Genomic DNA, 1,546 nt, shown 5'->3' with positions numbered 1-1,546 from the left:
GAAGACTGATTCATTATGCACCCCCTCTTCAAATGGCGGGAAACAGCGATTTCTGATTATCGTCGTTGATGATACGCGGAGATTTGCGCGCCAAATCGGCCTTGATCCGTTCATCTTCAAGGTCGCTGGCGCGGATCTGGTAGGGCGCGCCGCGCATGACCTGCTCGGCTGGCAATACGCCGTCCCTGACGAACCGGCGGATTTTGACGTGCGACACGCCAAGCTTCGCGGCCGCGTCCGACATGGTAAGCCACTCGCCGTTCTTGTCGGAAGACCGATAGCCGCTGATCTTGTGCACCGTGCGCAGCGATTGGACGCGTCGCGCAGTCCAGGTCTTTCCCTGACCCGTCTTCATGCCCATGCGGTTGAGTGTGGCGGCGATTTCGGCATCCGACCATCGCGTTGCCATGGATCGCATGACCGCCAGAGCCTCCTCAGGCGTACTCTGGCCATGCTCTCCGGATTTGGGTTTGCGAACCCTTACCTGGGAATGCTGGCCCCCATGCCAATGGATGGTCAGGATCACATCGCGCGCGTCGTCATCGACGTCCGCCACAATGTCCTTGATGAGCGCGCGCAGCAGTTGCTGACGGCAGCGCATATCGACACCCGGCGCATTCCAGGCGGCTTCGAGATCCTGGGCGAGGCCGGTGAAGTCAGGGATCGCGTCGACAGGCTCCATACGCTGGACTTCACTGAGCCGGGCCTCGCAGGTCTCCACGCGCCTGAGCGTAGCTTCCCAGTTCCTCTCGAGCTGGGCCGCTATAAGCCGGTTCTCCGGGTCGCAGGCGGCATAGCGGCGCTCGGCGAGCGATGCCTCATAGCGTGCCTGCTGCAGGTCCATCTCGATCATCTGCCGCCGCCTGGCTTCGCTCTCCAGCTGCATCTGTTCAGCCTCCAACGCCGCTTCGATCGCCATCGGCGCAACCGCCTCCAAGGCTTCGCGGGCCACCGCCGCATCGGTGCGAAAGCCGTTGAACGACATGCATCGCGCCTGCGCCATCATGGTGTTGCCCCGCTCGCAACGATAGACCGGGTAACCTTGGCCACGTCCGGCATACGTGACAACCAGTCTTCGCCCGCATCGACCACAGGAGAGAAGACCCGGGAGCAACGCGCGACCGCCGCGCCCCGACTTGACGCCGCCGGCCTTGCCATAGGCGTTGGCGGCGAGAAGTTCCTGGTTCCGTTCGTACTCGCTCCATCCAATATAGCCTTCGTGATGCTCCTTGAGCACCACCGCCCAATCGCTGGCCGGCTTGTAATGACCATAGCTCTTGCGGACGCGGCCATCCACGATCTCGGTGCGCTTCTCGCTCTTACCATAGACATAAGCGCCGGCGTAGAACGGGTTCTTCAGGACGGAGATCACGTTGCGGTAGCGGACCGGAACCCAGGCGAAGGACACCATCTTCTTGCCGTCGGAGGGTCTGGGGAAATGCACGCCATCGTCGATCATCGAGATCAGGACCTGGCGCGCACTGCCGAGTTCGCGGAAACGCGCGAATATCAGGCGAATGGTCTCCTGCAGGCGCATGTCGGGATC

General features: G+C 62.2%; 1 protein-coding gene. It reads right to left on the bottom strand.

The genetic code is table 11. The features are described from left to right. Positions 1–28: 28 nt before the first annotated feature. Positions 29–1,546: recombinase family protein (locus AC0L2Y_RS34390; RefSeq protein WP_473562308.1), on the bottom strand; the 1,518-nt coding region annotated here is incomplete at its 5' end.

Source organism: Mesorhizobium sp. WSM4830, from assembly GCF_055811495.1.
The sequence above is the reverse complement of the archived record's forward strand: the minus strand, read 5'-3'. Positions and strand labels throughout refer to the sequence as shown.